The organism is Breznakibacter xylanolyticus, assembly GCF_003254275.1.
In the GTDB taxonomy this organism is placed as follows: domain Bacteria; phylum Bacteroidota; class Bacteroidia; order Bacteroidales; family Marinilabiliaceae; genus Breznakibacter; species Breznakibacter xylanolyticus.
The window spans coordinates 79,235-103,782 of record NZ_QKZK01000012.1; the positions used below are offsets into that span (position 1 = coordinate 79,235).

A 24,548-nucleotide genomic window follows, 5' to 3' on the forward strand; every position below is an offset into this window, starting at 1 on the left:
GTTTGATTTTTATTGGTCACATGGAACTCGTCAATAATTTGTCCTTCTGAGTGAGTGGGACTTAGTAAAGGCGTGTTTCATTGCTTATTCTCTCTTTGGTTTGTAGTTAACAGTGCATTGTGCCTAAGTTTTGGTGTATGTTACGCAGTTTCGTTGGTTTGGTTTCTTTTTTTTGATGTTAGAGGTTTGTAGAGTGCTTTGAAAATAAAGATAACAAAAATAATTAAATTATCATCTTTTGTGAATCCTTGATTCGATTCTTCTAACAAGTTATAAAAACTTAACGAAGAAAGAAAGCGAAATATTCTATCTAAAATGTGCTACTTTCGTTGGTTCATTTAATCATGATATAATAGGTTTATATGTGGACTTGGATTGCACGTTTGATTTTAAGGAACCGAATTCCATTTTTAGTTGCGTTGGGTTTGGTCACATTGTTTATGGGCTATCAGGCTCGAAAAATCGAAATGTCTTATCAGTATGCAGCATTATTGCCCAAAGAGGATTCGACGTATGTTGAGTATGAGAATTTCATAAAAACATTTGGTAACGAAAGTAATTTAGTTGTATTTGGAATACAAGATGACCAATTTTTTAAGTTACGTAATTTTCAGGAGTGGTTGAATTTAACTGCATCTTTAAAAAAAATACATGGCGTTACGGCAGTTTTGTCGGCTGCTCAGGCTTATGATTTGGTGAAAAATGTGGATGAAAGGAAATTTGAGGTTAAACCATTATTTCCTGATAATGTATTTTATCAGACTGAATTAGATTCTCTTAGGCATCGGTTTGAGTCGTTGCCTTTTTATCGGGAGGTGTTGTATAATTCGCAAACTCATGCTTATTTGTTGGCCATTACGTTGGATAATCAAATCTTAGCCAGCAAAGATCGGGTGCGTTTAATCGAAGAAATCAAACAACTTGGAACCGAATTCGAAGTGCGAACGAAGCGTCAGTTGCACTATTCGGGGATGCCATATATTAGAGTTACGACAGCAGAGATGATTAAGTCGGAGCTTAATATGTTTATTCTTTTGACGCTTGCAGTTACAGCGCTCATCATTTTTCTGTTTTTCCGTTCGTTTAAAGTTGTCATTTATTCGATGTTGGTTGTTGGGATATCCGTAGTTTGGGCATTGGGCATACAGTCAATGCTAGGATATCGGATTACGATTCTGACTGGCATGATTCCGCCACTTCTCATTGTTATTGGGATTCCGAATGTGGTGTATCTTTTAAATAAGTATCATCACGAATTCAGAATACATGGCAATCAAATTAAAGCATTACAGCGAGTTATTCGGAAGATTGGGAATGCCACCTTTATGACTAATTTAACCACTGCACTGGGGTTTGGAACTTTTATATTTACCAGTAGTAGAATTTTGGTAGAATTTGGGGTGGTTGCATCCATTAACATAATAGGAATATTTGTTATTTCTATTCTCTTGATTCCTATTATTTTCAGTTTTGTTGGAGCTCCAGCGGAGAAACACGTCAAGCATTTAGATAGTCAGTTTAGTGTTCGCATTATTAATTGGCTGGTAGGGGTTAGTTTAAATTTCCGCAAAGGCGTGTTTATTGCTGTTGGAATTATTATTGTTGTAAGTATTTGGGGGATTAGTAAAATTCACACGACAGGTTATATGTTGGATGATATTCAGCATGACGATCCATTATATCTTGATTTGAAGTTTTTTGAAGCAAATTTCAATGGATTAATGCCCTTGGAGGTTGTGATAGATACCAAACGCCCCAACGGGATTTTACGTGGTAATACATTAAAAAAGATGGATGAATTAGAGACTCGTCTTTCTGCCATGCCCGAAATTTCAAAGCCGTTGTCGCTAACACAAGTCGTTAAATTTGCTCGTCAGGCCTTCTTTAATGGTCGGGAGCAGCATTTTAAGGTTCCATCGACAGAAGAACGAAACTTTATTCTTTCATATGTTGCAAAAGGAGGGCAGGCGCAAGGAGATTTGATACGGTCGTTTATTGATTCAACGCGTCAGTCTGCCCGGATAAGTTTTAGAATGAAGGATGTGGGGACAACCCATATGAAAGAATTAGATGCTCAAATAAGAAGTGTGGTTGATTCTGTGTTTGTGAAGGATAATTTTGATGTGTTGATTACCGGTGGCAGTGTTGTGTCATTTAAAGGGACCAGTTATTTGATTTCCAATTTGATGACGAGTGTTTTGTTGGCTGTTTTTCTCATTGCTGTGTTTATGGCTTTGATGTTTAGGTCGTGGCGAATGGTTGTTATTTCGTTAATTCCAAATGTATTGCCATTGATGGTGACGGCGGCCTTGATGGGTTTCTTTAATGTGCCGATAAAGCCATCTACCATATTGGTGTTCAGCATTGCCTTTGGTATCTCAGTGGATGGAACCATTCATTATCTGGCAAAATATCGACAGGAGTTAGGTCAGACGAATTGGAGCATCCGTGCAGCAGTGGTTTTAGCAACCAAGGAGACAGGGGTGAGCATGGTTTACACCGCTACCATATTGTTTTTTGGGTTTGGAATATTTAGTGCATCGGACTTTGGGGGAACAGTTGCTTTAGGAACATTGGTTGCCATTACATTAGTGATCGCTTTGATTTCAAACTTGATTCTTCTGCCGAGTGTTTTATTGGGGCTCGAAAAATTGGCAACAGATCGGTCATTTAGTGAACCGTTGTTGCAGATTTATGATGAAGAAGAAGATATTGATCCTAAGTTTCTTAAAATTGCCCGAAAGGACGAAGCGTAATCAATGATTAAATACTTGATATGATGGGAGTGATAGAGCAGTATATCCAACATGCCGGAGAGGCCATGTTGCGTCGTTACCAACCGCGTGAACCTCGTTTGTTGTATGATCCAATTGATTATGTTATTGGTTTGGGAGGGAAGCGACTTCGACCGGCATTGTGCATGAGTGCGTGTCATTTTTTTTCGGGTGATGGCAAAGCAGCAGAGGCTGCGGCGATGGGGTTGGAGATGTTTCACAACTTTACATTGTTGCACGATGATATAATGGATCATGCTACCATGCGTCGCAATCAACCGACAGTACATTTGAAGTGGAATGAAAATGCAGCCATTTTGTCGGGTGATGCCATGATGATTTTAGCCAGTCAGATGATGCTCGATGTTCCCGACACCGTATTGAAAACTGTTCAAACCATTTATTTACAAACAGCCCTTGAGGTTTGTGAAGGGCAGCAGTATGATATGGATTTTGAGACACGTGATGATGTGACGGTTGATGAATACTTGAGCATGATACGATTAAAAACAGCCGTTCTCATTGCAGCAAGTCTCAAGATCGGGGCGATGATTGGTGGTGCATCATCGCGTGATGCCGATTTAATCTATCAGTTTGGGATTAATATTGGTCTTGCATTTCAGTTGCAAGACGATTATTTGGATGTTTATGGAGATCCTGAAACATTTGGAAAGCGTATTGGTGGAGATATAGTTAGTAATAAAAAAACTTTTTTATTACTCGCTTGTCAAAAATTAGCAAATAGTGAGCAAAAAGAAAAGTTGAAATATTGGTTGCATGCTGCTGATTTTGATCGACAAGAGAAGATTGATGCCGTTGTTGCATTATATGATCAATTAGGAATTGCTGTTTTGAGTAAGGAAAAAATGGAGACTTATTACATGGAAGCACTTCGGATCATCGAAATGCTTGGTATTGAATTGCAATACAAGGATGCGTTAAAACTTTTTGCTTCGCACACATTATTTCGCACCAAATAAAGAATTTTTCTTACCTTGATGGTTCTAAACAGCGGGAAAATCATCTCGTCGTTAACTCATTAAAATCATATTAGAAGGTTCAATATGGAAAAAGTTACCGGACACATCATTCAGATCGTAGGCCCAGTGATTGATGTCGCCTTTGACCTTAATGGCCGAGAATTACCAAACATTTTAGATGCCTTGGAAATCACTCGAGAAACGGGTGAGCGGTTAATTGTTGAATGCCAGCAGCATATCGGTGAGAATACCATTCGTTGTATCTCAATGGATTCAACAGACGGTTTAACGCGTGGAATGTCGGTTGTGTCGTTGGGCAATCCTATAACCATGCCGCATGGTGAACACGTTAAAGGTCGCTTGTTGAATGTTGTCGGACGCGCCATTGATGGATTGTATCAGGTCTCAACTGAAGGTGGTAGCCCTATTCACCGAGATGCGCCACCTTACGAAGATTTAACGACCGAAACGGAGGTTTTATTTACCGGGATAAAGGTCATCGATTTGATTGAGCCTTATGCTAAAGGTGGGAAAATTGGGTTATTTGGTGGTGCCGGTGTTGGAAAAACAGTTCTAATACAGGAATTGATTAACAATATTGCCAAGGGATATGATGGTTTATCGGTGTTTGCCGGTGTTGGTGAGCGCACTCGAGAAGGGAACGACTTGCTTCGCGAAATGATCGAATCCGGGATTGTGAATTATGGTTCTGAATTTAAGAAAGTGATGGAAGAAGGGGGTTGGGATTTGACCAAGGTCGATACCGAAGCTTTGAAGAAATCACAAGTGACCATGGTTTTTGGTCAGATGAATGAACCGCCCGGTGCTCGTGCCCGGGTTGCGTTGTCAGGGTTGACGATTGCTGAGAGCTTCCGTGATAGTAAGGGCGCTGATGGTAAAGGAAAGGATGTATTATTGTTTGTTGATAATATTTTCCGATTTACACAGGCCGGATCTGAAGTGTCGGCGTTGTTAGGTCGGATGCCTTCGGCTGTGGGATATCAACCTACTTTGTCGTCAGAGATGGGTGCTTTGCAGGAACGAATTACTTCTACCAAGAATGGTTCAATTACCTCGGTTCAAGCAGTTTATGTTCCGGCGGATGACTTAACCGATCCTGCTCCTGCGACCACATTTGCGCACTTGGATGCGACCACCGTTTTAAGTCGTAAAATTGCTGAGTTAGGTATTTATCCGGCTGTAGATCCGTTGGATTCGACATCACGCATTTTGGCTCCGGATATTGTAGGAGAAGAGCACTATCGCACGGCTCAGCGAGTGAAAGAGATTTTGCAGCGTTATAAAGAGTTGCAGGATATTATTGCCATTCTAGGGATGGAAGAGTTGTCGGAAGATGATAAATTAGTGGTTCATCGAGCTCGGCGAGTGCAACGTTTCTTATCTCAGCCGTTCCATGTTGCCGAGCAGTTTACAGGGTTGAAAGGAGAGCTTGTGAGCATTCAGGATACCATCAAGGGGTTCAATATGATTCTTTCCGGTGAAGTGGATCAATATCCGGAAGCTGCGTTCAACCTGGTAGGAACCATTGAGCAAGCGATTGAGAAGGGTAAGAAATTATTATCACAAGCTAAGAAATGATTCATCCCATATTATATCTTGAGATTGTGACCCCTGAAAAGGTGATTTTCAGGCAAAATGTTTTGTCTGTCAATTTGCCGGGTGTCATGGGACGTTTTACCATTTTAAAGCAGCACGCACCGTTAATTGCAGCCTTAAAAGAGGGCGAGATTAGGGTGTTAGGGCAATTTAGTGATGATGTAGTGTTTGCATGTAAGAGTGGAGTGGTAGAATGCCTTGAGAACAAGGTGACCGTATTAATTGAGGAATAAAAAAATCCGGAGCCTGACTCCGGATTTTTTTTATTTAGATTGATAGAACCCCAACCAGCCCGACCATTCGAGGGTCGAGGTCTTTCTTTTTGAAAATGGCATCATCAAAAGGGACTTCGACCAGTTTGTTACTTTCAAGTCCCATCATTACGGCTTTTTTACCCGCAATAAGAGCTCTTACGGCAGCAACACCCAGTTCACTTGCTAATACGCGATCGAATGGAGATGGTGAGCCTCCTCGTTGAATGTGTCCAAGGATACTGACGCGAGTGTCATATTCCGGAAAATCTTCGGTGACTTTTTGACTAATGGTAATCGCATTGCCTTCTTTGGTGCCTTCTGCGACAATGACGATGCTTGAACTTTTGGCTTTCTTGAATTTATTACGCAAGAAATCATAAAGGCGTTCCATATCGCCATCCACTTCGGGGGTGAATACGGCTTCTGATCCGGATGCGATGGCACTGTGCAAGGCCAGGAATCCGGCATGGCGACCCATTACTTCTACAAAGAATAGGCGATTGTGTGCCGTTGCTGTGTCACGAATTTTATCGACAGCATCCACAACGGTGTTGAGAGCTGTATCGAATCCGATTGTGAAGTCTGTGCCATATAAGTCGTTATCGATGGTTCCGGGGATGCCAATGACAGGGAAGTTAAATTCTTCTCCCAAAAGTTTCGCACCTGTAAATGTTCCGTTACCTCCAATGACTACCAGTCCGTCGATGTCATGTTTGCGGAGGTTGTAAAATGCTTTTTTGCGACCTTCTTTGGTTGGGAATTCTTTGCAGCGAGCTGTTTTTAAGATGGTTCCACCCTGATGAATGATGTTACTCACTGATTTAGAGGTCATGTCGTGCAAATCATCGTCAATTAGCCCTTGGTAACCGCGAAATACACCCATTACTTGAAGTTTGTACGAAATAGCTCCCCGCACGACAGCTCGTATGGCTGCATTCATGCCAGGAGCGTCACCTCCTGACGTTAAAACTGCTATCTTTTTCATCTCTCAGAGTTTTTTTATTGCCTGTTAGGCGATCTCGTTTATGTTATAGTTGTGTGTTTGTCGTTTGAACGTGAATCGGGTTTAAAAAGTTAAATGTCCGATTCGGAGTGTTTTTTTGGGTCAGAATTGGTCTTTGAGAGTATGCAATACTAATGCTTATTTCGTAATTTGAATGGGGGTTATTGGTTAAAAATAGGGGGTGTATGTGGTAAAATGTGTAATAATTTGTTTGGTGTGTGTTTTATTTGGTGTCAGATAGTAAATGAGTGTGGCGAACGTAATCGGGAATGCTAATTCATGATGAAAGCGATGCAAATTGATTTGTGATGGCATCGGCCACTTGTTCCAACAGCCATTGGGGAGTAGAAGTGGCTCCACAGACGCCTACTTTTTGGGTTTGTAGCGGAAACCATTCTTGTTTTAAATCGTTGGCGTCAATCACAAAATGACTGTTCGGATTGTGTTTGAGACATTCATTGAAAAGTGACTTGGCATTGCTGCTTTGGGCGCCCCCAACAAAGATGACCACATCATGGGTGGTTGCAAATTGTTCCATTTTGGGGACTCGGTTGGAAACTTGTCGGCAAATGGTATCGTGCCAGGTAAATGAATCTTTGTTGCATGCCTGCTTTTCGATGTTACTGATCAGTTGCTGAAACCCGGAAATGCTTTTCGTGGTTTGTGAAAAAAGCTCAATGGGGCGGGTGAAATCGATTGACGATAAGTCATTACTATCTTCTATCAGTATTCCTTCATTGTTGATTTGGCCCAATAGTCCGATTACTTCTGGATGACCTTTTTTTCCGTAAATGATTATCTGACCGTTGAGAGGTTTCATTTTCTCCCAAGCTGCGCGGATTCGCTGCTGCAACTTTAAGACTACCGGGCAGGTAGCATCAATGACTTGGAGGTTTTGCGAGGCGGCTTGCTGGTATGATATGGGCGGTTCGCCATGGGCTCGGAAAAGTATGGTGCCGTTGGTGATGTTGGGAAGCTGTTGTGTTGTCACAGTTTTTAGTCCCATGTTCTCGAGTCGTTCCACTTCGCAGGTGTTGTGAACAATGTCGCCTAATGAGAATAGTTGATGGCCGTTTGTCAGATAATGTTCTGCCTTTTCAACCGCTTTGACAACGCCAAAGCAAAATCCTGAATTGCTATCTATGGTGACAGTAAATGGCATTTCGCTTAAATTAGGTTTTTATTTTTTAATTGGGTCATAATCCAGTCAAGCTGTTCTTGACGGGAAAGGTAACTATTGTCAAGAGTCAGTGCGTCAACTGCTTGTTTTAATGGACTTTCGGCTCTAGTGGAGTCGAGATGATCGCGTTGGACTACGTTTTGTAAAATATCATTAAAGTCCACTTTTTCTCCTTTGGCGGTCAATTCATCATAGCGCCGTTTGGCTCGGATTTCAGGGCTGGCAGTCATAAAAATTTTCAGTTGTGCCATGGGAAAGACTACGGTTCCAATATCTCTACCATCCATCACCAAACCGGTGTTTTGAGCCATTTGACGTTGAAGGGTCACCAAATGACGTCGCACGAAACCAATGGCGCTCACTGCACTCACGTTTTGGCTGACTTCTAGTCCTCTAATGTCGTCTTCGATATTTATGCCATTTAAGAAGGTGATGTTTTGTTTGGTTGCAGGTGAAAAATTAAACGTGATATGAATGTTTGGCAATGCTTCCTCGAGTTGTGGCTCATTGATTCCGTTGCTGTCAATCATTCCGTTGCGGATAGCGAAAAGGGTGATGGCACGGTACATGGCACCTGTGTCGACATAAACGATATTGAGCTCACGGGCAATATCTTTTGCAACAGTGCTTTTGCCGCACGATGAATGTCCGTCAACGGCAATGATTAACGGTTGGGGGGGCGTTGTAGTCATTCTTTTTTTTGATGGGTTGAATAAATGAGGTGCAAAGATAAACGTTCCTGAGTGGGGAATGGTTTATCAAGGAAAGCGTTTTTCAATCTTTGGGGAGTTGAAACGGCTTTTTTCTCAAAATAACTCGCTTAGATTGGTGGTCAACGAGAAGTGGTTGGTTGTTCCGGCCAGGTGGTATCGTGCCGAGCCGTAAGCAAATCTGAATTTTGATACCCTGAAGCCGACTCCCCATGAGAGACCTACGGTCGACATTTTTTCATCGAGGCCAAGTTCAGCTCTGCGTCGAAAATGGTAACCTCCTGCCAGAAAAAAGTTGCGAGAAGGTGCAAATTCAACGCCTAATGTTGTGTGTCGAAGAATGTTTGCTCCAAAACTGATACTTTCAGTATGGTTGTTGGATGTGGCACTCCCATTTTGAGAATCATCGGCAGAATATTCCAAATCCCAGTTTAATAATCCATCCCAGGTGATTGAAAACCGAAAGGGTGCATGAGCCAGTTTGGTGGAGAAACCCACCTGTAAGTCAGTGGGGAGTTTTTCGGTGGTTGTTTCGTATGTGGTGATTTGTGATCCAAAATTTTTGAACGTCAGTCCAATAGATGTTAGGTCGTTTTTTGTGTGATAGATTATCCCCACATCGGCCGCCAAAGCCATGGAGGTGTATTGGTCGAGGTGAGAGTATATGGGTTTAAATGCAATACCTGCCCGAATGGTGGGCGTTAGTTGTCTCGCATAAGTCAATAGTAAAGCATATTCGGCCGCCGAAAAATTACCAAGCGTGTTGTCATATTCATCGGTTCGTGTCATTGATCCATAGTTGATGTTTTGAATTCCAATGGCAAACATGCCGGCACGTGGCACGTGTAATGCATAGCTCGTGAAACCGTATTTAATTCCAGCCATGTAGGGAACGAAATTGAGAACCACTTGGTGACTCATGCTGTCGGTCAGGATGGCCGGATTGTGGGAGGTGTGGTTGAGATCATGATCGTAGTATCCGACCGGATTTCCTCCCATCGCAGCCATTTTAGCTGAATGGGGAATGGTCAGAAAGTCGAATGATGAAGCACCGCCCTGCTGAGCCCATGCAGATGTAGCCATGAGCCAGAGGCCGACGAACGTCAGAATATGTGTTAGTTGTTTGGTCGTCATAACTCCAAAACGGTTACTGCGAATAAAAAGTGTGGCCAACGATGTTAAAGATAGGATTGTTTTAATTTCTCTACAACATCCAGCACAATGGGACAAATAAATGTGTTGCGGTAAGTGAGGGGGGTGATTTGGTGGAATCGTTTTCTGTCGGTGTGTGGATATTCGCGGCAAGCACGGGGGCGTACTTCGTAAATCATGCAATAGTTATCGGGCATGAGAAACGGACATGGAGATGTTTGAAACACATAGTCACCATCCGAATCCAGTCTTAGGTATTTGTCAATCAGGTCAGAGGGGCGTAATTTCAAATGGCGTGCGATGCGGTCAATGTCTCGATCTATGACAATGGGGCTGATGGATTTGCAGCAGTTGGCACATTCCAGGCAGTTGAAAGTTTCAACTGATTCTTCATGAAATTCAGATGCCTTTTGGTCAAGGTCTTTAGGTGTGCGTTTTTTGAGTCGCTCCAGAAAATTTTTATTTTCTTTGTCTTGATTAAGAGCCTTTTGGCGATGTTGTTCCGGGTTAAATGGCATGTTGTGCAGTTTTTATTTGGGAAACATAAAGGCCTGCTATCACGATGATGATGCCTGCAATTTTTATGGTTGAAAGAGGTTCGTTTAGCATCAGGCGAGCTATGATGGCAGTAATGGCCGGGATGGTATTGGTGTAAACATTGGCTCTGCTAAGTCCGATTTGTTGAATGCCATAAGCGAATAGGATGAATGCCAAGGATGAAGCAAAAATTGCCAACCATATCAATGCCCAAATCGACTGTGGGGAGGGGATGGTTTGTGCGAAGTGTTGCCATTCGAGGGTGAAAAACAGCGGAAGAAACATTAGGGTTCCTATTCCGTTTTGGATGGTGATGATGGTCAATGGGCTGTATTTGTTGGCCAGTCGGCGTAACATCACCCCGTAAAATAGAGCTGCAGTTACTGCGAAGAACATCAGGATGATGCCTGTGGCAGTTGATGCCGTTGCTGTGTTTTTTTCAGCCACAATCATCACCACGCCTCCAATCGAAATGCCGATTCCTAATACATTGATGGCTGAGAGGCGTTCGCGGTAAAAAAGATATGCCAGGATGGGAGAAAAGAGGGGAATGGTGGCAATGATGACGGCCGCCTGTGTGGAGGTGACATATTTTAATCCGTAGCTTTCGCCCAGATAATAAAGGAATGGTTCAAGAAAAGCCAGGAGCAGGAACCATTTTCTGTCTTCGGGTGCGATGGGTTGAAGTCGTCCAATGGCCAAGAGTATTCCCCCCATCATGACGGTACTCATGGTCAGTCGCAGGGTGATGGTGGTGATGGGTTGAAACGATTCATAGGCGATTTTGACCCATACGTACGAAAACGACCAAAATATCATGGAGAGGGCTAACGCAATGATAACCTTCGGGGTGGTGCGCATGGATGAATGTTTCATGGACCGCAAATTTAAGCATATTCTTGCCCGAAGTTTATTTTTAAAGGAGATGAAATTTACAGGGTAACCACTGTTCCTGTTGAAGCATACGATACGTTTGTTTGTCGTTTGCTGACTTGTGCGTAGGCTTGAATTCCTGTACAGTGGTTGAGCATCATCTGTGTGATTTTCATTTTCGACAATGTTTGAAGCGTGCTTTCGAGGCGGTGGTCGTGGGTTCCGTTGAGGTGTGTGCCGCCAATAAAAAGGCGAATGAGGTCGCTTTTAGTATGTTTTGTAACGGTGTTAAGGGTGTTGATGAGCCCTCGGTGTGCGCAACCCGACATGATGACTGCACCTTTATTGTGATGAAGGTACATGACCAGTTCATCATCGAAGGGGTCAGTCATGAAGCCCTTTGTCGCAGAAATCATCAGTTTGGGATGAAGTGTTTCAAAGCTTGTGTTACGTTCGATGCCCGTGAGTAAAAAAATGCCGGGAGCAATTTCGGTGTTTTCCGTTATGAACCGCACCCGTTCTTGATAGGGGGTGACATCGAATGGAAATCCAATGGAGCGGACTAAACCGGTCGATGATGAGAATTTTTTGTGTGTTGCTTCCTGCTTGAGGAAGACCATTGCGTGTGGATTGAATTTCAGAAACCTCTCAAGGCCTCCCGTATGGTCATAGTGACCGCGACTGATAACCACCATGTTTACTTTCATCAGGTCTTCTCCCATGGTCTGGGCATTGTCCATAAATAGGCCTGTTTGTCCGGTGTCAAACAAAATGTGGTGATTGTCGGTTTTGATGAGAATGGATAACCCATGTTCGGCTTTGAGGCCATTTTTATACACGATATTGTCAACAAGGGTTGATGATTTTCATTTTATTCCCGATTCTTTACATGTCCACCGAATCCAGTTTAGGCAGTGTGTGTTGTAAAAACTGGTCTTTTAATTTGTCGCGACAGTTTTTCAGCGCATAGTCATAATTTCCTGGCTGCATGCCGATGATTCGGTCGATGGTATCTGCAAAAATTTCGGTTCGGTTGGCATTGTTACTGATGGTGATGCGATAACTGCCATATACCACAAAAACAGAGTATCCTGTGCCTATTTTTTCATCGCCTTTGATAAATTGCGTTTGAAGGAATACTACATATTCGGCATCTTCGGGGTGGGTTGTGAATATGAAATAACTATCGGACAGAAGTGACTTAATTTGGTTGTTGAATGCTGCATGGTAAGTCCCTCCAAATACCTCTTCCGATTGGTTGAACCACGCTTTGACTTTGTTGAGTTCAAGGATGACCATGGTTTGTGGCACGGCTGAGGCATGAAAAAATATGTTTGTCAACGATTGGTTTTGTATCGAGTTTTGCAGCAGTGATTCCATGTCCAAACGTATCTGAAGTTCTTGCACTCGCCGCTTGGACGACAACTGGTTAATGAAGCATGTGGTGCTCCCATCTGCTTCGGTTGATGCTCGATTGGTGATGTCGCCACCATTGCGTGTCAATTCAAATATAATGGGTAGACCGTGGATGGCACGCAGGGTGTCGGCTTTTGCTCCGAAATGTGCCCTAATTTTTATCGGTTGACGCAATTGTTGTGTAAATGCCAGCGTGTAAGTTGTGTGTTCGGGTGTGATGAGGATTTGTTTTAATAGTTGTTGAATGTCCTGGTACAAGGTTGTGCCAATGTTAATGCTCCCATCGAATGTTTTGATGGTCAGGTCGTCTTGAAGATGTTTCTCAATGGCTTGTAGCGCCCCAATATAGTGCGAGATGGCTGTTCTGATGTTGTTTCGTTCAGTGGCACTCCTGGCTGCTTCAATTGATGACCAGGCTGTGCGACGGGCTTTATCCAGTGTCATGTGTCGATTGAGTTCGTATTTGTCCTTATCCAATTTGAGCATGACCCAGTATTGCGTTTTGTCTTCCCATGTTGTCACTTCGTAGCCTTCAAGTGTTTGTGCTACTGATGTCTGCACGTTCGACTCGAATGATTCTTTCAGCTCGTAGTTGTTTTCAAATTGGCGCAAAATGGAATTCGCTGATATGGTAACTTGAATTTCGGCTGATAACTCTCTCAAGGCCTGGTTTCGCGCTTGGGTTGCGTGCTGAAGGTCGTTTGGCTTTTTCATAGCCATTCCAATGCCTATGTACGCATTTGAGTCGGATGGACGTTGCTTAACCCAGGATGGTTTACGGGCTGCTTGTGCCGTTAGGGCAAGTAGCAGCATGGTAAGTAATGTCGCAATGGAGAGGTTTCTCATAAAACAAAGGATGTGTGATTTTATAAATCGCTGTCGTCGTTGGTTAATTTGTTGATGGTTTGGAGTATCGCATCTGTCTCAAACCCTTTTGATGTCCCAAAACGGAGTAAGGCCGATTTGGTTTGCCAGGGGTCTTTGTTCTTGATTTGCCTAAGCTTAACTGTTAGTATTTCTTTGATGACAATGGCGTAATCTGCATCGTCAATGGTTTGAAGCGCCTCTTGTATAATGTCCTGTTCAATGCCTTTTCTGGATAGTTCAAATGCAATTTTGCGTTTTCCCCATTTGTTGAACCGGAATTTATCTTTGACAAAGAAAGAGGCAAAGCGTTGATGGTCAATAAATCGTTCGTTAATGAGCGTTTGTATAATCCACGCCATCTCATCGGTTGAGAGATCCCATTTTTCAAGTTTGGTGCGAATGTCGCTCACGCTTTTTTCGCCGGCCGAGCAGAGGGCTGCGGCTTTGTTTAGTGCCGATTTGACTTCGTCTCTTATTTGATCCATATGGTTTTCACGTTACAAAATTCCAGCACTCCTTCGCGCGAGAGTTTCCGTCCATAGCCGCTGTCGTTGATTCCACCAAATGGTAATCGCGGATCGGAGCGAACCATGTCATTAACGAAGCAACAGCCGGCGTCGAGTTCTTCTTCAGCCAATTTCTGTGCCAAAGTAATATTGTTGGTAAAGATGGCCGATCCTAGCCCGAAGGAGGTATCATTGGCAATCGCCACCGCTTCGTGATGGTCTTTGACTTTAATAATCGATGCTACCGGTCCAAATAACTCTTCGTGCCACGCCGGCATTCCCGGACGCAAATCCGCGAGGACGGTGGGTGGGTAAAAATACCCCGAAGTTTCTGGTAGAATGCCTCCTGTGAGTAGTGTTGCTCCTTTGTCGAGGCTTTTAATGACCTGCATGTGCAGGTCATCGCGTAGATTCATTCGTGCCATGGGGCCAATCTGCGTATTCTCATCCAATGGGTTGCCCATGTGAGCCGTTCGCATACTGTGCACAAAACGATCAACAAAGGAATCGTATATGTTTTCTTCAATAATGAATCGTTTGGCACCAATGCAACTTTGTCCTGCATTGAGAAGTCGCCCGCTGATGCTTTTTTGAACCGCATTGTCGATATCGGCATCTGCCAGTATGATGTATGGGTCGCTGCCGCCAAGCTCCATGACGGTTTTTTTTAGGTGCCGCCCTGCTTGTTGTGCCACTGTTCGCCCCACCTCTGTGCTGCCGGTGAGACTGATGCCTTTTATTTTTCGATGGTTTATCAACACCTCTACTTTCTGGCCGGTGATGAGCAACGACTGAAAAACATGCTCGGGGAACCCTGAGTCTTTAAACAGTTTTTCGATGGCGATGGAACAGCCCGAAACGTTGGCCGCATGTTTGAGCAGGATCGTGTTGCCTGATGTAAGTGCGGGGATGGCACATCGGAATACCTGCCAAAACGGGAAATTCCATGGCATGATTGCAAGAATGGGACCCAATGGTCGGTAACAGACATATGATTGGCTGGCTTCGGTTATTATCCTTTTGGGTGCGATGAATTCTTCCCCATTTGATGCATAATAACGGCACAAATGTTCACATTTTGAGATTTCGGCTCTTGCTTCCCGAATGGTTTTTCCCATTTCAAGGGTAATCAGTTGTGCCAGTGGCTCATTGTGCTTGTTTAGTGCATTAGCCAATTGGGTGAATAGGGCAACTCTTTCTCTAATTGGTGTTTTTTTCCAAGTCTGAAAGGCATCATTGCTCCATTGTACCCTCTGTTCGATTTCCTCGAATGGCGTTTCCGGATATTCACCTATCAATTCGCCTGTTGCGGGATTAATGCTTCTAAGTAGCATGGTTTGTTGGTGGGGTTGATGTTTATTTTGATATTGCCATGCAATTATTGGTATTCCATCGTGAGGCTAACAGCACTGTTTGAAATATAATTCCGGGAAACAAAATGTGGTAGATTAAATCATCGCACTGATTGTTATGAATAAACCGATGAATGAGATTGTGATGCTATTCGGTTTTGTGGATGTGTGATGTTTTATTCTTCAATTTGATTCCGGTTGCTGTATTTATGGGGCGTGATTTCGAGAGTGCGCTAAGACGGTCGATTATTTAAGCTCGTGTCAATAACCTCTTTTTTGAATAAATGAGTAATCGCCTTAATGGAGAGAGGGAAATGAAAGGGTGGATTTTAATTATTTTGATTCCCCATGGAATATGGACCGGATCCATTATTTTTCCTCTTCGCGATCGCGTTTGTTAATTTCATCTCGTATCTCAGAGGCTTTTTCATATTCCTCATTACTGATGGCTTCGTCCAATAATTCCTGGAGCTCGGCAATCGATTTTTTCTCGTATTTAGTAATCGGTTTGCCTTGGGTTTTACTTTTTGATGCTTCTTTTTTGCTCACTTCAAGTACAATCCCTGCTTTTTCAATGATGTCTTCGTAGGTGTAAATTGGACAATCAAAACGAAGAGCCAGAGCTACGGCATCTGAAGTGCGAGAGTCAATACGTGTCTCTTCTGAATTGTGAATGCAAACCAGCTCCGAAAAGAAAATCCCTTCTTCCAGTTTGTATATTACCACTTCTGTGATTTGAATGTCAAATGTTGCAGCAAAGTTGTAAAATAAGTCGTGCGTCAGTGGGCGTGGAGGTTCTAAGCCCTCCAGTTTGATTGCGATGGATTGCGCTTCAATTCCCCCAATGATAATTGGAATGCGACGGTCGCCTTCCTCTTCTGCCAGAACGAGCGCGTAAGCGCCCGATTGTGTTTGGCTGTATGACAACCCTAAAATATTTAATCTGACCTTCTTGAATTTGTCCATGTTGACGTTTGGCAATGTGGATTTCAGTTCTGCTCTTGTTAACAAATATATGAAATCATTTTTTGATTTGTTGGTTTTCTTTTTCTATCGTCGTTTTTTTGTGTCTTTCCTCATGTTTTTTACCTTTTTAAAATACAGTGCTAGTGTTAATTCATCCCACTGAAATAGAAAATTTGAAGAAGAACTGTTTGTGCTTTGATTTTTTTTCTATTTTTGCAGTCCGTATTCTTCGGTAGGGTTCTAAAAAGAGGCTGACAGAGAGTGTTTTAAGCCCACCTTACGGAGTTAATTATAAAGTCATTTATCATGTACGCAATTGTTGATATTGCAGGACAGCAGTTTAAGGTTGAAGCCAACCGTAAAATTTTTGTTCATCGTTTGAGCGCTGAAGAAGGCGCATCTGTTGAATTTGAAAAAGTTCTTTTGATTGACAACAATGGTTCAATCAACATTGGTGCTCCTGTAATTGCAGGTGCTAAAGTAAAAGCCACTGTGCTTTCGCATGTAAAAGGCGATAAAGTGATTGTTTTCAAGAAAAAACGTCGTAAAGGCTACAAAAAGAAAAACGGTCACCGTCAGTGTTTTACACAAATCCAAATTGAAAGTATTCAAGGTTGATAATCGAAAAAAATTAGAATAACATGGCACACAAGAAGGGCGTCGGTAGTTCCAAGAACGGTCGTGAATCGGAAAGTAAACGACTTGGCGTAAAAGTATTTGGTGGTCAGTTGGCTAAAGCAGGGAATATCATTGTTCGTCAACGTGGCACACAACATCACCCCGGTGTAAACGTAGGTATTGGTAAAGACCATACATTATTTGCATTGGTTGACGGTACTGTAACATTCCGGAAGAAAAAGGACAACAAATCTTATGTATCTGTTGAGCCCGCAGTGGCACAATAACTTTCTTCTGAAAATCTTATTGAATGTCCTGATTTTATTACTTTCGTAATGAATTCAGGATTTTCTTTTTTGTTTTATTTACCATTTCATATTTTGATTCATGCTGACCCTAAAGTATATTCAGGAAAACCGTGATGAGGTTATTCAGCGGTTGAAAATAAAACGTTTTGATGCTACTGCTATCGTGGATGCCATTGTTCGTCTTGATGAGCAGCGCAAGTCCCTACAGGTTATGGCTGATGCCAAATTGGCCGAAGCCAATGCTATCTCTAAGCAGGTTGGTGCGTTGATGCAGTCCGGCAGAAAAGATGAAGCTGAATCAATGAAACAGCAAACCGCAGCCTTGAAGGATGCCATTAAGGAGTTGCAAGCTGCTCAAAATCAGACTGAAGTTGAGTTGCAGCAGCAATTGGTGTTGCTGCCAAATACACCCCATGTCTCTGTTCCTGAGGGTAATGGAGCCGATGATAATGAGGTGGTGAGTGAAGGTGGTCTTATTCCCCAGCTTCAAGATGCCTTGCCTCATTGGGATTTGGCAAAAAAATATGACATTATTGATTTTGAGTTGGGTGTGAAGCTTACCGGTGCCGGTTTTCCTGTTTATAAAGGAAAAGGAGCTCGTTTGCAGCGTGCTTTAATCAGTTTTTTTCTCGACGAAGCATTTAAAGCCGGTTATCTTGAAGTGCAACCGCCGCTGATGGTGAACGAAGATTCCGGTTTTGGAACCGGTCAATTACCCGATAAAGAAGGGCAAATGTATCATGCAACCCTTGATAATCTTTACCTCATTCCCACGGCAGAGGTTCCTGTAACTAACATTTATCGAGATGTTATTCTTAAGGAATCCGATTTCCCGATAAAAAATTGTGCATATTCTGCATGTTTTCGTCGTGAAGCCGGATCTTATGGTAAGGATGTTCGTGGGTTGAACAGACTTCATCAATTCGATAAGGTCGAAATTGTGCAAATCGCTCATCCCGATAGTTCATATCAAGTGTTGGACGGAATGGTTGCTCATGTGCAAGGCTTGGTTGAAAAACTGGAGTTGCCTTGGCGGATACTTCGCTTATGTGGGGGCGATATGAGTTTTTCTTCTGCTTTGACCTTCGATTTTGAAGTGTATTCTGCAGCTCAAGGTCGATGGTTGGAGGTGAGTTCTGTGTCAAATTTTGAGACCTTTCAGGCCAATCGGCTCAAATGTCGCTTTAAAGAGACAGAGGGCAAAGGCACCCGTTTGGCTCATACACTAAATGGTAGTGCGCTGGCTCTCCCGCGTATCGTCGCAGCTCTTCTCGAAAACAATCAAACCCCTCAGGGGATTCGTATCCCTGCTGTCTTGGTGCCATATTGTGGATTTGATTTGATTAATTAATGATATTCAAACCGATAGAGGTTGTTTCCCGATGTGAAATGTGGAGACAACCTCTTTTTTTTTATTTAAATGTTCGTATTTAATACAACTTTTCTGGTTCAACCTTCTGTATTCCAATCGTGGATCGATTGGTTACACAATAGCTATTGCGGATGCATTAGTAAGGATTTGTCAATTTCAGGATATGAAATTTTTGAAGTAATGACAATTCAAGAGGACGGGAGTCATACTGTCTCCGTTCAATGGCGTTGTCAAGATGTTAGTTTAGTAGATAAACTTCAGGTGGCGTCTGATAAATATTGTCGTTTGATGGGTTCTAAGTTTGGCGAACGATGCCTGGCTTTTAGTTCAGTGCTTAAGAAACTTCAATAATGGCTGAAACGACCGATAAAATTATCATAGGTATTGATCCCGGCACCACCGTGATGGGATACGGTGTGATACAGGTGGTTGGGAAAACACCAAAATTATTGGCATTAGGGGTACTTGAGTTGCATAAATATTCAGATCATTATCTCAAATTAAGGAAGATATTTGAACGTATCACTCAGTTAGTTGAAACATATTCTCCTGATGAAATGGCGATTGAAGCGCCATTTTTTGGGAAAAATGTACAGTCGATGCTCAAGCTTGGGCGTGCACAAGGTGTAGCCATGGCAGCTGCATTGGTGAAAAATATTCCCATTTTTGAATATGCCCCCTTAAGAGTCAAGCAAGCGATCACCGGGAGTGGTGCCGCTTCAAAAGAACAGGTTGCTGCTATGTTACAACAAATTCTTAACTTCTCGGACTTGCCAAAATATCTTGATGCAACTGATGGGTTAGGCGTTGCTTTGTGTCATCATTTCCAAAATCAGCAGGTGATTGGGGGAGAAGGGGCTAAATCGTGGAAAGAATTTATTTCAAAGAATCCCCAAAAAGTGACAACCCGTCGTCACAAATTATGAACTGCTTTTAAGAGCTTCTGCTCCTCCAACGATTTCCAGGATTTCATTTGTAATAGCAGTTTGTCTGGCTTTGTTGTACATCAATTGTAAATCTGAGATGAGTTCAGTGGCATTATCGGTTGCTTTGTGCATGCTAGTCATGCGTGCACCATGTTCTGCGGCTACCGATTCGAGTGCCCATCTGTAAAATGTTGATTTTAGTGTTTTGGGAATCAACATTTCTAAAACATCTTCGGTGCTTGGTTCAAAAATGAACGGCACTTCGGCAGTTTGACCCTTTGTGTCAATCTGAATTGGGAGAAACTGTTCGATGGTCACATTTTGAACTGCTGCATTGATAAACTCGTTGTAAATCACGAGGACTTTATCGTATTTTTCATCGATAAATGTCTGTATGATATTTTCGGCAATTTCAGAACAAGGTGCATAGCGTAATTCACTTAATACATCGTTGTGTGATTCAATGACATTGAATCCATGGGCGTTTAAGGCTTTATAGCCTTGTTTCCCAATTGCAATAATATCTACGGCATGGTTGTGGTGTAAGGCTTTGAAATCTTCTTTGATGAGCCGCTCGGTTTGTTTGATGACATTGGCATTAAACGCACCACACAATCCTCTATTAGACGTGATCACTACCACCAAAAGGCGATCAACAATACTTGTTCTTGAGTATTTCCATAGAGCCTGATTGTCTAGATTGAGCGTCGATAAAATGTAATTTAAACCATCAGCATAGGGGCGGAATGCAATAATCTGATCGTGTGATTTTTTGAATTTTGCCGCCGATACCATTTTCATGGCACTGGTTACTTGGCGAGTGGTTTTGACACTGCTGATCCGGATTCTTATGTCTTTAAGATTGGCCATAGGATTACATCTGTGTGTGTAATTTGTTTTTTAGCGGTCAGATGGAACTCGCCAATATTTCTTTTACTCTGCCTGAGAAAATCATACTCACGCCTTAATTCGTATTACTAAAGCATTTTTCATTGACCATATTGAAGATGTAGCTCTGCAATTATGAATATCTATTATCAAGCTCAATTGCTGAAGAATATTTCATTAGACCTTTGCGAATCGTTTGGCAATGTCTGCTGCCACCGATTCAAGCGTGTTGGTGATATCATCATTGATGATGCCGGCTCCCAATTGTTTTAATGTGTCGGGAGATCGAACTTCAAGCATGTCAATGAATTCACGTTCAAAATGCGCCACTTTATCTTCCGGGACATCGGTTAGCAAGCCTTTGGTGCCGCAATAGATGATGGCGATTTGTTTTTCTACAGCAACGGGCTGGTTTTGTGGTTGTATTAAGATTCGAACATTCTTTCGCCCCCGATCTAATACTGCCATTGTAGCTGGATCAAGGTCGGAGCCAAATTTTGAAAAGGCTTCCAGTTCTCGGTATTGTGCCTGATCCAATTTTAAGGTTCCGGCCACTTTCTTCATCGGTTTTGTTTGGGCGTTACCTCCGACGCGAGAGACCGAAATCCCAACGTTAATTGCAGGGCGTATCCCGGCATTAAATAAGTTACTTTCTAAGAAAATCTGCCCATCTGTTATTGAGATGACGTTGGTGGGGATATACGCAGAAACGTCACCTGCTTGTGTCTCGATGATTGGCAGAGCCGTTAATGAACCTCCCCCTTTGACCAAATGCTTGATGGAGTCCGGCAAATCGTTCATTTGGGATGCAATTTCTTGAGAAGTGATGATTTTGGCCGATCTCTCCAGTAATCGGGAGTGAAGATAAAAGATATCACCAGGGTAGGCTTCTCGGCCTGGTGGCCGGCGCAGCAACAGTGATACCTCACGATACGAAACGGCTTGTTTTGATAAATCATCATAAATGATTAGTGCGGGGCGTCCGGTATCTCTAAAAAATTCACCGATCGCTGTTCCTGCAAAAGGAGCATAGAATTGCATGGCAGCCGGATCTGATGCTGTTGCAGAAACAACGACGGTGTATTCCATCGCACCGTGTTTTTCAAGTGTGTTGACCAATTGAGCAACAGTAGAGCCTTTTTGTCCGATGGCTACATAGATACAATATACCGGGTTTCCACTCTCAAAGAAACTACGTTGGTTAATGATAGTGTCAATGGCAATGGTGGTTTTTCCGGTTTGACGATCCCCGATAATGAGTTCTCGTTGCCCCCTGCCGATAGGAGTCATGGCATCAATCGCTTTCAATCCTGTTTGAAGGGGTTCTTTTACCGGTTGTCTGTAAATAACTTCCGGAGCCTTCCGTTCGAGGGGCATTGAAAAAAGTTCACCTTTAAGGGTGCCCTTGCCATCAATTGGTTCACCAAGGGTATTGACCACACGACCTAACAGCCCTTCGCCTACATTAATGGAAGCAATTTGTCCTGTTCTTTTAACTAAATCGCCTTCGCGCACCTTGCTCGAGGCGCCAAATAAAACGATTCCAACATTGTCCTGTTCCAGGTTTAACACGACTCCTTTACATGATGCCAATTCAACTAATTCGTTGGCCCTGACATTCTTGAGTCCGTAAACACGGGCAATGCCGTCTCCGACTTGAAGTACAGTTCCCACATCCTCTAATTGAGATGATGTTTGAAAGCCTTCGATTTGTTTGCGAAGCAGCTCTGATATTTCAGAAGGTTTAAATTGTTCCATTGATTCCTTGCTATTTTGTTGTTAACCAACAAGTTTTTTTCTGATTTCTTGAATCCGGTGCAAAAGACTGGCGTCCATTAGTTTTCCATCCATCATTAAAATGAACCCTCCCAGTAAGTCTGGTTTAATCTCAGTCGTTAACTCGATTTCTGTACGGTACGTCTTTTCTAATAATGATTTGATTTCTTGTTGAAAAGATATTGAGATCGGTGCAGCAACAATAAGTGTGACGCATTTGATATTTTTTCCTGCCCGATACAAATCCGAGAAATTCCTGATGATGTCCTCAATAAGGCTTTCTCTCTTTTGGTCAATGATGACCTTAAGAAAGTTGATAGTTGTCGGATTCGTTTTATTAACAAGCAGTGCCGATAAAAAATCCTTCTTTTGGGACGGTTTGTATATGGGATTTTGCATGAAAATATGCAAATCAGGTGTCGCTTTGAGCATCTTTTCTATCATGCACAAATCAAGATAGATGGCATCGGCAGTATGTTGATCAACCGCTAATCCATATAATGCCTTGGCATATCTTACAGCAATGAGACTATTATTCACAACAAAAATTTATTGCGTTGGGTGAGTCTTTTTATCAGCAATTTAATGCGGTCAGAGTTGAACATCTCACATGTCCTTAATTAAAGGTGGCTTCGTTAAGATAGTTCTTTATCAGCCCCTTTTGTTTTTCAGGATCGGAAAGTTCTTGTTGCAACAAACGGGAAGCTATGTCTACAGAGAGAAGGGCGACTTGTTTTTTGAGGTCTTCAATCGCTGCTCTCTTATCCTGCTCTAATTGAGATTTCGCTGCAGAAAGGATTTTTTGAGCTTCAAGTTTGGCCACATCACGTGCTTCCATGACGAGTTTATCGCGAATTTCTTTTGCTTCTTTAATCATTTCGTCACGTTCAACTCGAGCTTGATCGAGAATCTGTTTTTGAGTTTTCTCAATATTGACCATTTCCTGCCTTGCTCGTTCAGCTTCTCGAAGTGAATATGCAATGGTTTCTTCTCTAACTCTTAGCGCATGGATGATTGGTTTCCATGCGTATTTGGTTAGAAGAAATAGTAGTATGAGAAATGAAACAGAAGACCAGATGAGGAGTCCCGGTTCCGGAGTTAATAGATTCATAAATCTGTTTTAGCTTCCTAACAGGTAAGAAATAACGATGGCAAACAAACCGGCACCTTCTATTAATGCCGCAGCAATAATCATAGCCGTTTGAATTTTTGAAGCAGCTTCAGGTTGACGACCAATTGATTCCATGGCGCTTTTCCCGATTGATCCGATGCCGATGCCTAATCCGATGATGATTAATCCAAGCCCAATGGGCGCTAAATTTACTACTTGTTCCATATTGCAATTGTTTTTTAGTGAGCACTTTCAGGATGATGTTCATGTTGTTGAACTGCCATGCCTATGTATAACGCCGATAAAAGCGTGAATATAAATGCTTGTAATAAAGCCACCAGTAATTCGAGTGTTGACATAAATACACTCAATAAGATCGATACCGGAGCAAAATAAATGGTTTTCATGATAAAGATGAGCGATATCAAACAGAGAATGATGATGTGGCCGGCTGTAATGTTTGCAAACAAACGTATGAGTAATGCAAAGGGTTTGGTGAAAAGGCCAATGATTTCGACCGGAATAATGAGGATTTTGACCCAGCCCGGTATCCCCGGAGGGTTAAAAATATGTGTCCAATAACTCTTTGTGCCGTTGATGTTTGTGACAATAAACGTGAATAAGGCCAGTGCCAGTGTCAGCGAAATATTGCCGGTGAGGTTACTGCCTCCCGGAAAAAAGGGAATGAGTCCAATGAGGTTATTGATAAAAATGAAGAAAAACATAGTGAGCAGGAATGGTAAATAGCGGTCGGCTTTTGAAGGTTCAATCATTTTATAGGCGATGTCATCGCGAACAAATAAAATAATTGGCTCAAGGAATGATTGTACCCCTCTGGGGCGAGATAACATGTTATGTTTGTATCGTTGGGCTGATATGCCAAATAGTGTGAGCAATAGAATTATACTCAGCCACATGGATGCAACGTTTCGTGTAATGGAAAAATCAAGAGGTTGTTGGTTTGTAGGGAGGTGTTGTTCGTTGAGTTGAAGTATTCCCTTTTCATCAGTCAGGTAAATCTTTTCGTGATGGAGTTTGTAATAGTAATTGCCGTTGTTGACAATTTTTTCACCATGTCCAAACGCAGATGAAGAAAATACACTGATTCGTCCATCATGTACCAGGATGATGGGAAGTGGGAGTGTTAAATCAAATTGATCATTATGAATAATAGACCAAGAATGAGAATCACCCACATGGTGCATGATTAAATCTACCGGGTTGAATCTTTCCTCAGAAGAAGATTCGGTATTAGACGATGCATGTATTTGCCCTGTTAAGAGTAATGCGAATGCAGTTATTAGCCAATATTTTATTGTCTTGCTCACAAGCATCAATTTTTAAAACCACAATTTACTTTAT

Annotated in this window: 26 protein-coding genes; 9 read left to right on the forward strand and 17 right to left on the reverse strand. The window is 42.4% G+C overall.

Features of this window, described 5'->3' with window-relative positions; all coding sequences use genetic code 11:
- Positions 1–362: 362 nt before the first annotated feature.
- The 4 genes from LX69_RS08850 to atpC all read left to right on the forward strand — a co-directional run bounded on the left by LX69_RS08850 (position 363) and on the right by atpC (position 5,604).
- Complete coding sequence (locus LX69_RS08850; protein ID WP_111445594.1) at positions 363–2,756, forward strand: efflux RND transporter permease subunit; 2,394 nt, start codon at positions 363–365, stop codon at positions 2,754–2,756.
- Positions 2,757–2,776: 20 nt separating this feature from the next.
- The gene (locus LX69_RS08855; RefSeq protein ID WP_221621320.1) at positions 2,777–3,754 is read left to right on the forward strand and encodes a polyprenyl synthetase family protein; all 978 of its coding nucleotides are present in this window, start codon (positions 2,777–2,779) and stop codon (positions 3,752–3,754) included.
- A gap of 84 nt (positions 3,755–3,838) precedes the next feature.
- Positions 3,839–5,353: a F0F1 ATP synthase subunit beta gene (gene atpD / locus LX69_RS08860; RefSeq protein ID WP_111445598.1), complete on the forward strand. Its 1,515-nt coding sequence runs from the start codon at positions 3,839–3,841 to the stop codon at positions 5,351–5,353.
- Positions 5,350–5,604, forward strand: coding sequence for an ATP synthase F1 subunit epsilon (atpC, locus tag LX69_RS08865; protein ID WP_111445600.1), 255 nt, complete (start codon positions 5,350–5,352; stop codon positions 5,602–5,604). Before atpD ends, atpC begins: the two co-directional genes overlap by 4 nt.
- Before the next feature lie 34 nt (positions 5,605–5,638).
- Here atpC and pfkA read toward each other — a convergent pair whose 3' ends face one another.
- From pfkA to LX69_RS08920, 11 genes are all read right to left on the reverse strand, one after another.
- Entirely contained in the window at positions 5,639–6,610 is a 972-nt protein-coding gene (pfkA, locus tag LX69_RS08870; protein ID WP_111445602.1) for a 6-phosphofructokinase, read from the reverse strand.
- 295 nt (positions 6,611–6,905) lie between these two features.
- On the reverse strand, positions 6,906–7,790 hold the full coding sequence (locus LX69_RS08875) for a 4-hydroxy-3-methylbut-2-enyl diphosphate reductase (protein WP_111445604.1): 885 nt from the start codon (positions 7,788–7,790) through the stop codon (positions 6,906–6,908).
- A 5-nt stretch (positions 7,791–7,795) separates the two neighbouring features.
- On the reverse strand, positions 7,796–8,500 hold the full coding sequence (gene cmk, locus LX69_RS08880; RefSeq protein ID WP_111445606.1) for a (d)CMP kinase: 705 nt from the start codon (positions 8,498–8,500) through the stop codon (positions 7,796–7,798).
- A 114-nt stretch (positions 8,501–8,614) separates the two neighbouring features.
- Entirely contained in the window at positions 8,615–9,652 is a 1,038-nt protein-coding gene (gene porQ / locus LX69_RS08885; RefSeq protein WP_146260692.1) for a type IX secretion system protein PorQ, read from the reverse strand.
- Between the two features lie 44 nt (positions 9,653–9,696).
- Positions 9,697–10,188 carry a YkgJ family cysteine cluster protein gene (locus LX69_RS08890; RefSeq protein ID WP_111445610.1) on the reverse strand — a complete coding sequence of 164 codons (492 nt, stop codon included), beginning with the start codon at positions 10,186–10,188 and terminating at the stop codon, positions 9,697–9,699.
- The gene (locus tag LX69_RS08895) at positions 10,178–11,083 is read right to left on the reverse strand and encodes a DMT family transporter (protein WP_111445612.1); all 906 of its coding nucleotides are present in this window, start codon (positions 11,081–11,083) and stop codon (positions 10,178–10,180) included. Before LX69_RS08895 ends, LX69_RS08890 begins: the two co-directional genes overlap by 11 nt.
- Before the next feature lie 56 nt (positions 11,084–11,139).
- Positions 11,140–11,919 carry an MBL fold metallo-hydrolase gene (locus LX69_RS08900; RefSeq protein WP_170124309.1) on the reverse strand — a complete coding sequence of 260 codons (780 nt, stop codon included), beginning with the start codon at positions 11,917–11,919 and terminating at the stop codon, positions 11,140–11,142.
- Between the two features lie 46 nt (positions 11,920–11,965).
- Positions 11,966–13,342 (reverse strand): LPP20 family lipoprotein, encoded by a 1,377-nt coding sequence (locus LX69_RS08905; RefSeq protein ID WP_111445616.1) that lies wholly within the window; start codon positions 13,340–13,342, stop codon positions 11,966–11,968.
- A gap of 20 nt (positions 13,343–13,362) precedes the next feature.
- Positions 13,363–13,848: a regulatory protein RecX gene (locus LX69_RS08910; protein WP_111445618.1), complete on the reverse strand. Its 486-nt coding sequence runs from the start codon at positions 13,846–13,848 to the stop codon at positions 13,363–13,365.
- On the reverse strand, positions 13,836–15,203 hold the full coding sequence (locus tag LX69_RS08915; protein WP_111445620.1) for an NAD-dependent succinate-semialdehyde dehydrogenase: 1,368 nt from the start codon (positions 15,201–15,203) through the stop codon (positions 13,836–13,838). Before LX69_RS08915 ends, LX69_RS08910 begins: the two co-directional genes overlap by 13 nt.
- Before the next feature lie 387 nt (positions 15,204–15,590).
- Positions 15,591–16,187: a bifunctional nuclease family protein gene (locus tag LX69_RS08920; RefSeq protein ID WP_111445622.1), complete on the reverse strand. Its 597-nt coding sequence runs from the start codon at positions 16,185–16,187 to the stop codon at positions 15,591–15,593.
- Positions 16,188–16,493: 306 nt separating this feature from the next.
- Here LX69_RS08920 and rplU point away from each other — a divergent pair, with 306 nt between their 5' ends.
- The 5 genes from rplU to ruvC all read left to right on the forward strand — a co-directional run bounded on the left by rplU (position 16,494) and on the right by ruvC (position 19,411).
- Positions 16,494–16,805, forward strand: a complete 312-nt coding sequence (gene rplU / locus LX69_RS08925) for a 50S ribosomal protein L21 (protein ID WP_111445624.1) — start codon at positions 16,494–16,496, stop codon at positions 16,803–16,805.
- A gap of 23 nt (positions 16,806–16,828) precedes the next feature.
- The gene (gene rpmA / locus LX69_RS08930) at positions 16,829–17,092 is read left to right on the forward strand and encodes a 50S ribosomal protein L27 (RefSeq protein WP_111445626.1); all 264 of its coding nucleotides are present in this window, start codon (positions 16,829–16,831) and stop codon (positions 17,090–17,092) included.
- Positions 17,093–17,192: 100 nt separating this feature from the next.
- Positions 17,193–18,464, forward strand: a complete 1,272-nt coding sequence (gene serS / locus LX69_RS08935) for a serine--tRNA ligase (protein ID WP_111445628.1) — start codon at positions 17,193–17,195, stop codon at positions 18,462–18,464.
- A 69-nt stretch (positions 18,465–18,533) separates the two neighbouring features.
- A complete protein-coding gene (locus LX69_RS18355; RefSeq protein WP_111445630.1) occupies positions 18,534–18,836 on the forward strand; it encodes a DUF4286 family protein in 303 nt (100 codons plus the stop codon).
- Positions 18,836–19,411: a crossover junction endodeoxyribonuclease RuvC gene (gene ruvC / locus LX69_RS08945; protein WP_111445632.1), complete on the forward strand. Its 576-nt coding sequence runs from the start codon at positions 18,836–18,838 to the stop codon at positions 19,409–19,411. Before LX69_RS18355 ends, ruvC begins: the two co-directional genes overlap by 1 nt.
- Here the strand turns inward: ruvC and atpG are convergent.
- The 6 genes from atpG to atpB form a co-directional block, all read right to left on the reverse strand.
- Positions 19,406–20,281, reverse strand: a complete 876-nt coding sequence (gene atpG, locus LX69_RS08950) for an ATP synthase F1 subunit gamma (RefSeq protein ID WP_111445634.1) — start codon at positions 20,279–20,281, stop codon at positions 19,406–19,408. The genes ruvC and atpG overlap by 6 nt on opposite strands.
- Positions 20,282–20,476: 195 nt before the next feature.
- Positions 20,477–22,057: a F0F1 ATP synthase subunit alpha gene (gene atpA, locus LX69_RS08955; protein WP_111445636.1), complete on the reverse strand. Its 1,581-nt coding sequence runs from the start codon at positions 22,055–22,057 to the stop codon at positions 20,477–20,479.
- A gap of 21 nt (positions 22,058–22,078) precedes the next feature.
- Positions 22,079–22,615, reverse strand: coding sequence for an ATP synthase F1 subunit delta (gene atpH / locus LX69_RS08960; RefSeq protein ID WP_170124310.1), 537 nt, complete (start codon positions 22,613–22,615; stop codon positions 22,079–22,081).
- Between the two features lie 76 nt (positions 22,616–22,691).
- Positions 22,692–23,186, reverse strand: coding sequence for a F0F1 ATP synthase subunit B (gene atpF / locus LX69_RS08965; protein WP_111445640.1), 495 nt, complete (start codon positions 23,184–23,186; stop codon positions 22,692–22,694).
- A 9-nt stretch (positions 23,187–23,195) separates the two neighbouring features.
- The gene (gene atpE, locus LX69_RS08970; RefSeq protein ID WP_111445642.1) at positions 23,196–23,411 is read right to left on the reverse strand and encodes an ATP synthase F0 subunit C; all 216 of its coding nucleotides are present in this window, start codon (positions 23,409–23,411) and stop codon (positions 23,196–23,198) included.
- A 14-nt stretch (positions 23,412–23,425) separates the two neighbouring features.
- A complete protein-coding gene (atpB, locus tag LX69_RS08975; protein ID WP_111445644.1) occupies positions 23,426–24,520 on the reverse strand; it encodes a F0F1 ATP synthase subunit A in 1,095 nt (364 codons plus the stop codon).
- Positions 24,521–24,548: the final 28 nt, after the last annotated feature.